This is a genomic window from Streptomyces sp. NPDC020489, from assembly GCF_044386545.1.
Classification (GTDB): Bacteria; Actinomycetota; Actinomycetes; order Streptomycetales; family Streptomycetaceae; genus Streptomyces.
Genome location: NZ_JBIRUZ010000008.1, coordinates 81,170 through 90,252, shown reverse-complemented (window position 1 = coordinate 90,252; position 9,083 = coordinate 81,170). Strand labels below are relative to the sequence as shown.

Here is a 9,083-nt window from a genome sequence, read left to right as displayed (position 1 = left end):
GCTCCATCAGCTCGCGCATCAGATGGGGCCTGAGCAGCCGGTATCGGGGTGGAGAGATCATGGGCATACCTCGCGGACAACTTGACCGAAAATCCGGACAGACCACACCGTGCCAGAAAGTCGGGCGCGTTGTCCAGATTTCCGGTCATGAGTTGGGGAGCGATTTGGTCAAGCCGAGCTGCCGGACTGGCGAAAACTGCCACTGAACCTGGACACTGTGCCCACGACTTCGGATCGGAACGATGCGCTGAACAGCGCATATGCCGCGCACGTACCAGTGGTCACATGGACACCGGGCAGCCCATAGCGACCTGGAGATTGAGGATGATGACGGACGAGGGGACGAGGAGCCGGACTGACCTGTCCGATCTCCTGCGTAGTCGCAAGGAAGAGCTGGACCTGAGCATCCGTGACCTCGCCGACGCCAGCATCGACCCTGAGGGCCGCGACGCAGGCCCGCTGTACAAGCGCACCACTCTCGACAGCCTCTTGAAGGCCGAGAGCGTCAAGGCTCCCAGCCTCCCGCAGCTGCGTGCACTTGCCGCAGCCTTCCGGCTGCCGCTCGGCCTAGTTCAGGAAGCGGCCGGGGCGCAGTACCTCGGCATCGACACCGTCTGGTCGCAAGATCGCAAGGTTCGCACCCTCATCCATGACTTCCAGGAGATGGATCCGGAGGATCAGGCGCGGGTCATGGCGCTCATGGAGTCCTGGAGAAAGCTCAAGAAGGACTGACCGTAGGTAACTTCCGTACGGGTGTGGCCAGTTGCGGGAAACCGGTCGGCGAGCCGGTTACGCAGTGTGCTTCTCCTATTGGCGGATTGTGTCGTTCGGTGTTCAATGGCTTTCCGCCTGGGGGTGGATGTGATCATTGGTACCCGTGTGTTGCCTGCACTTTGAGTCGTCCGCAGCGCACGGGCGACAGGGGGCGATATGCCGGACCAGCACCAGTCATCCGTGTACCACGTGGCTCGGCCGGGCCAGATCCCGTCGGGGCGGTTGGTGCACGCGCAGGACAGTCCAGGCGGCCTGGTGGACATCTACCTGCACCCGCTGCACGTGCGCAGCGACCTCGTGCGGGATCTCAACCGCATAGTCCGACAGCAAGTCGGTCACGGTCTGTGGCGACAGCGATGGACGGAAGACGGTCGTATGCAGGACCCTCCCCAGGGGCTTGGCATCGCCGAGTGTCGATGGGAACTCATCCCCTCCGCGGACATGCCGAAGGGCGTCGCGATCATGCCGGTCGAAGGCGAGCGCTCCTGCATATGGCTGGTCCGCGCTGGCAGCTGCACCTGTGCGATGCGGGACGAGATGAACCGCATTCTCGAGCGGATCGTGGGTGACGGCCTGTGGGTGCAGTGCTGGGATGGCGCCGACCGGCGGCGCATGCCAGCCGAGGCGCCGGCCCCTCGGCCTCGGCCTGGGGCCGTCCTGCTCATGTGACCCGCACCCTTGGCCAGAGCGTGAACAGCCAGTATTACTTTCTGGTTGCTGCTGGTCACAGGGTGGCAGGTGTGGCATCGTCGATGATCCGCCTGGGGGCGACAAAGGATCAGGTTCGTTCGCGTGTTCGAACACATGAGCGAATTCGCGACGCAGCCACGCAAAGGGGTTCCGCGAATGACAGACCACGGCGCCGAGCCGGAAGGGCAGGGTCCGGATGGCGAGCAGGAGCAGCCGCACGAAGATCAGACCCTGCAACAACCCGGCATAGAAATGGAATACGTCGACCACCTGCCCGGCGGCAAGGTCGTCATGCCTGTGGAACGTGAAGGCTCCTTCACGTGGCTCATCGTCCACGGCCACCTCTCCCCCCAGGCCCGCCACGAGATGCTGCAAGACCTCCGCCAGATCGTCGGCTCCGGCCTGTGGACGCAGAACTGGCAACCCCCACAGGCCGGATCCGACTAGACCGCACGCAGGCCGGCCCGTGGCGCCGGTACGGCCATGACCGCCTCCACAGCGGCGGTGATCTCGTCATCCAGCGCACGGATGAGATGGCCGTACCGGTCCACCGTGGTCTGGATCGACTCGTGCCCCAGCCGCGCCTGGATCGCCGGCAGCGGGATGTTCGCCGCGATCAACCACGCCACGTGCGTATGCCGCAGATCGTGCAGCCGCGGCCGCTTCGGCAGCCCCGCAGCGATCGCGGCCTGCACCGCTGGCTGCCACTTGCGGTGGTAGAAGTTCGAGTGCCGCCACGGCCCGCCCATCGCCGCACGGAATACGAACGCCTCCGGTCCCTGGCCCGTGACCAGCCGCCGGCACGTCTCCACCTGAGCCGGACTGAGCGCTACCAGGCGCCGCGCCTTCCGCGTCTTCGGCGGCCCCAGGAAAAACGCTTCGGGGCTACCCACCTTTGCGCGCTTCCAGGCCCGCTGCACAGACACCGTCGGCCGATCGGCCTGCAACGCCAAGTCCTTCACCTTCAGCGCGCTGGCCTCGCTCCAGCGCATGCCTGTGCCGACCAGGAAGTCGGCCAGGTCCCGCGCGTCGGGGTCCTTGATCTCCGTCGCGATGCGGGCGTACTCGTCGCGCTCGAGAAAGGTCATGTCCTCGTCGACGTGATCATCCTGTCGCGGCAGCCGGGTCTTCTTGCAAGGGTTCTTCGTGCGCAGCTGTGGGGTGGCGTCCACGGCGGCCTGGAAGACGCAGTAGAGCAGGCCGTGCCGGTTCGCGATGCTCTTCGGGTCCGCCTTCTTCCGGACCCACAGCGTGCTGTCGGCGGGGTCCTGTTGCCCCTCCTGCTCTCGGCGGACCCAGTCGGTCACGTCGTCCTGGGTGACATTGCAGATCGTCGCCGGCACCTCGAGCCCGTCGGCGCGAGTGTGCACCAGGTGCGTGAAGTGCAGTCGGATCTCGCGGTGGTAGTCCTCGCGGGTCCGGATGTCCACACCAGTCAGCCGGTCCACGTACCGCTTCGCGTAGTCGATCAACGGTGCGTCGTCTGGGTTCTCGTCCGGCTCCACGAAGCCCCTGCCGCGGACCCAGCCATAGGGCCACTTGTTGCCGTGCGCTTCCACGAGCTTGCGGAACTGCTCGGCCTGGGCCTGACCGTCGTCGCCGCCGAAGTTCTCCGTCTGCCAGTCGCCATCCTCGCGCCACTTCACCTGATACGTGATCTCGCCCGACTTCTTCGGGCGGGGAACGATGCTCGCCATGCAGGGAAGATACGGTCGGAATCGGGCGTCGGGGAGGGGTCTTGTTCCCGTGATGTTCCCAAAGCCAAGAAACAGATCAAGGGCTGACCAATTTTCACAGGTCAGCCCTTGATCATTCAGGGTGAGTGACGGGACTCGAACCCGCGGCATCCTGGACCACAACCAGGTGCTCTACCAGCTGAGCTACACCCACCATGACCGGCGTCTGCCTCGCGGTTTCCCCCGGCCGAGAAAAAGTGTACAGGGTCCGAAGGGGTGCTCGCGCCCGGCTTTCGCGGCGCCCCTCCCACGGCCCCTGACGCCCCTATTGAGCAGGCAGGACGTACTTCGCGGCGATCGACTTGGCGGTGTCCGAGTCGGGCCCGGGCTGCGGCACGAAGACGGCCTCGCGGTAGTAGCGCAGCTCCGCGATGGACTCCCGGATGTCGGCGAGCGCGCGGTGGTTGCCGTTCTTCTCGGGGCTGTTGAAGTACGCCCGCGGGTACCAGCGCCGGGCCAGCTCCTTCACCGAGGAGACGTCGACGATCCGGTAGTGGAGGTAGCCCTCCAGCGTGGGCATGTCCCGCAGCAGGAAGCCCCGGTCCGTGCCCACCGAGTTGCCGCACAACGGGGCCTTGCCGGGCTCCTTGACGTGCTCCCGGACGTAGGAGAGGACCTGCTCCTCGGCGTCCGCCAGCGTGGTGCCGGCGGCCAGCTCGTCCAGCAGTCCGGACGCGGTGTGCATCTGACGCACCACCTCCGGCATCGTCTCCAGCGCCCGGTCCGGCGGTCGGATGACGATGTCCACTCCTTCGCCGAGTACGTTCAGCTCGGAGTCGGTGACGAGGGCGGCAACCTCGATGAGCGCGTCGTCGGACAGCGAGAGGCCGGTCATCTCGCAGTCGATCCACACCATGCGATCGTTCATGCGACCACCCTAAAGCTGGCGTGGCCTTTTGGGATGCCCGGCGTCGCGCCCGACCGTCCGCTCATGGCGGGACGGCCGGGCGGGATGAGTCGCTCACCCCGCCCGGCCGTCCCGTCAGGCGTCCTGCCGTGCCGCTACGATCCGCTGCGCTGCCCCGGCAGGCTCGCCGAGAGCTGGGCCGCCGGGCCCATCGCGCTCGCCGCCGCCGTACGCCGGGTCTGCATCGGTACCGGTCCGCTCTCCGGATGGAGGACGGGTGCCGGACCCACGGGGCCGGCCGTTCCCTCGCCCTCGGTCGGCCTGTCGCCCTGCGGACGCCGGGCCCGGTACGCCGCGCGGTACGCCGCCGGGGACGAGCCCAGCTGACGGCGGAAGTGCCCGCGCAGCGCCACCGGCGAGCGGAAGCCGCAGCGGCCCGCGACCTAGTCCACCGAGTAGTCGGACGTCTCCAGCAACCGTTGCGCCTGGAGCACCCGCTGGGTGATCAGCCACTGGAGCGGGGCGGAGCCCGTCAGCGAGCGGAAGCGGCGGTCGAACGTACGACGGCTCATGTACGCGCGCGCGGCGAGCGTCTCCACGTCGAACTGTTCGTGGAGGTGCTCCAGCGCCCAGGCGACGACCTCGGCGAGCGGGTCGGCGCCGATCTCCTCCGGTAAAGATCGATCGAGGTAGCGCTCCTGGCCGCCCGATCGGCGCGGGGGGACGACGAGCCGGCGGGCCAGTGCCCCGGCCGCCTCGTTGCCGTGGTCCGTCCGCACGATGTGGAGACAGAGATCGATTCCGGCCGCCGTGCCCGCGGAGGTCAGCACGTCGCCGTCGTCGACGAACAGTTCGCGCGGATCCACGTGCACCGACGGATAGCGCTTGGCCAGCGTCGGCGCGTACATCCAGTGCGTGGTCGCGGGCCGGCCGTCCAGCAGGCCCGCAGCGGCCAGCACGAAGGCGCCGGTGCACAGTCCGACGATGCGGGCGCCCTCCTCGTGCGCCCGGCGCAGTGCGTCGAGCGCCTCCTCCGGCGGCGGTGAGGTGATCGAACGCCAGGCCGGCACGACGACCGTGCCCGCCCGCGAGATCGCCTCCAGGCCATGCGGCGCGGTGAGTTCCAGGCCCCCTGTGGTCCGCAGTGGGCCTTCCTCGCCGCCGCACACCAGCAGTCGGTAGCGCGGCACGCCGGCGTCCTGGCGGTCGATCCCGAACACCGACAGCGGTATGGAACTCTCGAAGATGGGGCCGCCGCTGAACAGCAGCACCGCGACGATCTCCTTGCGGCGTCGCCCGGAAAGCTTCCGGGCCGCGGCTTCCGGCGCGGCAGTGGAGTCGTGGCTCATACTGCTAAGCCCCCCTCGGTGGTCGCGGCACCCTTAACCTTTCGGGTCTGTCGCTCCAACACGTTTCCCCTCGGTCCTGCACGAGTCCCCCGCCGTAAGACGTCAAGATCGAATCTACTGTGTCGCGTGGTGCCGGGGTGACCAGTTCGGCAACCGGCACATTGTCGACATGGCAACTTGGCGTGAAGCATTCGATCACGAAGCGTTGCACTCGCGGGCCGTGCAGGGAAGTGCGCCTCGTCGCAGTGGCCAATCCACGTAGGGTGCACCGGGTGCCGGGGACCCTTTCCGTGCAGGTCGAACGGGGAGAGGGGGGTGGTCCGGGCAAGGGATGCGCGGTGGCCGGAAGTTGGCTGAAAAGATACGGGTCCGTGCGCGGAAACCGGTCAAGCGACCGGTGAGTTTCCCCCGGTGTGCCGACCGCCCCTGCGGGGCCCGGTCCCGCTCCTGTGGTGGCGTCCGCGATGCGGGGCCCGCTCCTCGGCGAGCAGGCGGGCCGCGCCGCGCTCGGACTGCCGCAGCAGGACCCGGCACACGGCCGTGACGGCGGCGAGACCGAGGGCGGTGCCCGCGGCGCCGGCGAGCGAGGAGCCGTACCAGACGAGGACCACGGGCACGAGGACGCAGCTGAACGCCGCCCAGCGGACCACGTCCGTGGCGGAGTCCTCGGAGGGGGATCGGTGTCCTGTCATGCGGTGCTCCCTGGGGGTGACTGCCGAGTTCAACGCATGTTCGAGCGGTCGGTCACTGCGCGCAGGGCCGTCAGGGGTGCCCGGCGCCCGGAATCCCATGCAAACCGCCTGTACAGCGCAGCAACCATTGCGTTACGGGCGCACCCTCGTGCATGCTCCCTGGAACCCCCACCGTCCGTGCGCGGGATCTGGGCTAAGGAGGCGTGCCGCCGTACCCTTGGGGGTATGGGGTTGGGAAGATGATTCCCGGACACAGCTCCTCCGCACACGGTCGTCCCTCCCACTAAGGATCACAACGCCGAGACAGCCATGGCCGGTCACGAATTCTTCGAACCCGCGGACCGCAAGCGGCCGGTCGCCGACCCGACGGCGGCCGAACCCCTGGCGGCGGAAGAGCCACGCCACTCCTGCGACCCCGCTTTCCAGCACGGCGTAGTGGTCGGCTTCGACGGCTCCACCTCCAGTGAGCGCGCTCTCGCGTACGCCATCGGCATGGCCCACCGCTCCGGCTCCGGCCTGATCATCGTGCATGTCGCCAACCGGCTGCCCACGACCGTGTGGGCGGGCTGCGAGCCGCCGGTCTTCGTCGACGTACCGGACCACCGCACCGAGGTGCTCGGGCTGGAGCTCGCCTGTGCGGACTACCTCGCCGAGGTGCCCTGGATCCTCGTGGAGCGCGGCGGCGACATCTGCCACGAGCTCGAAGAGGTCGGGCGGGAGTACGAGGCGGACGCGATCGTCGTCGGCTCCACGCACGGCATCGTGGGGCGGATCTTCGGGTCCGTCGCGGGGCGGCTCGCGAAGCGGGCGAAGCGTCCCGTCGTGGTGATTCCCTAACTGCCCCTCGACCCGGGTGAGATGAGTCCCCGGAGTTCCCGGCCCCCTGTGCGTGGCGCATAAATCTACTGGCGCGTAGAGGTGTTTGTGCCTTTGTGAAGGGCATATATCGCTCACCGCACCACTGCACGGCAGGAAGGGCTTCGCCCGCCGCCGACGGTGCTCTTGAGGCGGGCTGCGGGCCGGGGCGTGACGGCAACCGGCCAAGTGGCAGCCAGCGCCGGGGTATTGGGCGGCCCCGGCGAGCAGAACGGACCCCCACGTGCGGGTGGCACACGTGGGGGCCCGTTCGTTCCAGCGCGAGGGCTGACTACTCCACCGTCACGGACTTGGCGAGGTTGCGGGGCTTGTCGATGTCCCGGCCGAGCGCCAAGGCGGTGTGGTACGCGAGGAGTTGGAGGGGGATGCCCATCAGGATCGGGTCCAGTTCGTCCTCGTTCTTCGGGACGACGATGGTGTGGTCGGCCTTCTCCTGGTGCTGGTGGGCGACGGCGAGGATCTTGCCGCTGCGGGCCTTGATCTCCTCCATGGCGGCGCGGTTCTTCTCCAGCAGGTCGTCGTCGGGGACGATCGCGACCGTGGGCAGGGCGGGCTCGATCAGGGCCAGCGGGCCGTGCTTGAGCTCGGAGGCGGGGTAGGCCTCGGCGTGGATGTAGGAGACCTCCTTGAGCTTCAGGGAGGCCTCACGAGCCACCGGGTAGCCCCGGACACGGCCGATGAAGAGCATCGAGCGGGCGTCGGCGTAGGCCTCGGCCAGCTTCTTGATCTCGTCCTCGGCCTGGAGGATCTCGGTGATCTGCGCGGGCAGCTTGCGCAGGCCCTCGATGATCCGCTTGCCGTCGCGCACCGACAGGTCACGGGTGCGGCCCAGGTGTAGGGCGAGCAGCGCGAAGGCGACCGTGGTGTTGGTGAAGCACTTCGTGGAGACCACGCAGACCTCGGGACCGGCGTGGACGTAGATGCCGGCGTCCGCCTCGCGGGCGATCGCCGAGCCGACCACGTTCACGACGCCGAAGACCCGGGCGCCCTTGCGCTTGAGCTCCTGGACCGCGGCGAGGACGTCGTAGGTCTCGCCGGACTGGGAGACCGCGACATACAGGGTCTCGGGGTCGACCACCGCGTTGCGGTAGCGGAACTCGGAGGCCGGCTCGGCGTCGGCGGGGATGCGGGCGAGCTCCTCGATCATCTGGGCGCCGATCATGCCCGCGTGGTACGAGGTGCCGCAGCCGAGGATCTTCACGCGGCGGATCTGGCGCGCCTCGCGGGCGTCCAGGTTGAGGCCGCCGAGGTGCACGGTGGAGAAGCGGTCGTCGATGCGGCCGCGCAGCACGCGGTCCACGGCGTCGGCCTGCTCGTGGATCTCCTTGTGCATGTACGTGTCGTGGCCGCCCATGTCGTAGGAGGCCGCCTCCCACTCGACGGTGGTCGGCTCGGAGGTCGTACGGGTGCCCTCGGTGGTGTACGTGCGGAAGTCGTCGGCCTTGAGGGTGGCCATCTCGCCGTCGTCGAGAGTCACTATCTGCCGCGTGTGGGCGACCAGCGCGGCGATGTCCGAGGCGACGAACATCTCCTTCTCGCCGACGCCGAGGACGACCGGGGAGCCGTTGCGGGCCACGACGATGCGGTCGTTGAAGTCGGCGTGCATCACGGCGATGCCGTAGGTGCCCTCGATGACGCGCAGCGTCTCGCGGACCTTGTCCTCCAGCTTGTCCGCCTGGGCGCGGGCGATGAGGTGGACGAGGACCTCGGTGTCGGTCTCGGAGAGGAACTCGACGCCGTCCGCCTCCAGCTTGCGGCGCAGGTCGGCGGCGTTGTCGATGATGCCGTTGTGGACGACGGCGACCTTGAGGTCGGCCGACATGTGCGGGTGGGCGTTGACGTCGGAGGGGGCGCCGTGGGTGGCCCAGCGGGTGTGGGCGATGCCGGTGGTGCCCTTGAAGCGGGCCGGGACCCTGGCCTCCAGGTCCCGCACCCGGCCCTTGGCCTTGACCATCTTCAGCCCGGCCGTCTTCGGCGAGGTGACGACGATGCCCGCCGAGTCGTAGCCGCGGTACTCCAGGCGCTGGAGGCCCTCCAGGAGGAGGGGGGCGACGTCACGCTTGCCGATGTATCCGACGATTCCGCACATGTAGGTGTTCTTCCGTTCCCCGGTCGTGGC

General features: G+C 68.4%; 8 protein-coding genes, 1 tRNA gene and 1 pseudogene. 4 read left to right on the top strand and 6 right to left on the bottom strand.

Annotated elements, in window-relative coordinates:
* The first annotated feature begins 324 nt into the window (after positions 1-324).
* From ACH41F_RS22525 to ACH41F_RS22515, 3 genes are all read left to right on the top strand, one after another.
* A complete protein-coding gene (locus ACH41F_RS22525; RefSeq protein ID WP_398837114.1) occupies positions 325-732 on the top strand; it encodes a hypothetical protein in 408 nt (135 codons plus the stop codon).
* Positions 733-1,029: 297 nt separating this feature from the next.
* Entirely contained in the window at positions 1,030-1,443 is a 414-nt protein-coding gene (locus tag ACH41F_RS22520) for a hypothetical protein (protein WP_398837112.1), read from the top strand.
* 123 nt (positions 1,444-1,566) lie between these two features.
* A complete protein-coding gene (locus ACH41F_RS22515) occupies positions 1,567-1,911 on the top strand; it encodes a hypothetical protein (protein ID WP_398837111.1) in 345 nt (114 codons plus the stop codon).
* Here ACH41F_RS22515 and ACH41F_RS22510 read toward each other — a convergent pair.
* The 5 genes and pseudogenes from ACH41F_RS22510 to ACH41F_RS22490 form a co-directional block, all read right to left on the bottom strand.
* Positions 1,908-3,161, bottom strand: a complete 1,254-nt coding sequence (locus ACH41F_RS22510) for a tyrosine-type recombinase/integrase (protein WP_398837109.1) — start codon at positions 3,159-3,161, stop codon at positions 1,908-1,910. The two genes, ACH41F_RS22515 and ACH41F_RS22510, sit on opposite strands and share 4 nt — an antisense overlap.
* 120 nt (positions 3,162-3,281) lie before the next feature.
* Positions 3,282-3,354, bottom strand: a tRNA-His gene (locus tag ACH41F_RS22505).
* A gap of 111 nt (positions 3,355-3,465) precedes the next feature.
* Positions 3,466-4,068, bottom strand: coding sequence for an oligoribonuclease (orn, locus tag ACH41F_RS22500; protein WP_391235868.1), 603 nt, complete (start codon positions 4,066-4,068; stop codon positions 3,466-3,468).
* Between the two features lie 134 nt (positions 4,069-4,202).
* Positions 4,203-5,396: pseudogene (locus ACH41F_RS22495) on the bottom strand (helix-turn-helix domain-containing protein).
* Positions 5,397-5,782: 386 nt separating this feature from the next.
* The gene (locus tag ACH41F_RS22490) at positions 5,783-6,088 is read right to left on the bottom strand and encodes a hypothetical protein (RefSeq protein ID WP_391235862.1); all 306 of its coding nucleotides are present in this window, start codon (positions 6,086-6,088) and stop codon (positions 5,783-5,785) included.
* Positions 6,089-6,397: 309 nt separating this feature from the next.
* Between ACH41F_RS22490 and ACH41F_RS22485 the strand changes: the two genes are divergently transcribed.
* Positions 6,398-6,925 carry a universal stress protein gene (locus ACH41F_RS22485; protein WP_391235860.1) on the top strand — a complete coding sequence of 176 codons (528 nt, stop codon included), beginning with the start codon at positions 6,398-6,400 and terminating at the stop codon, positions 6,923-6,925.
* A gap of 310 nt (positions 6,926-7,235) precedes the next feature.
* On the opposite strand, the gene glmS is transcribed toward ACH41F_RS22485, so the two are convergent.
* Positions 7,236-9,053, bottom strand: a complete 1,818-nt coding sequence (gene glmS / locus ACH41F_RS22480) for a glutamine--fructose-6-phosphate transaminase (isomerizing) (protein ID WP_391235857.1) — start codon at positions 9,051-9,053, stop codon at positions 7,236-7,238.
* Positions 9,054-9,083: the final 30 nt, after the last annotated feature.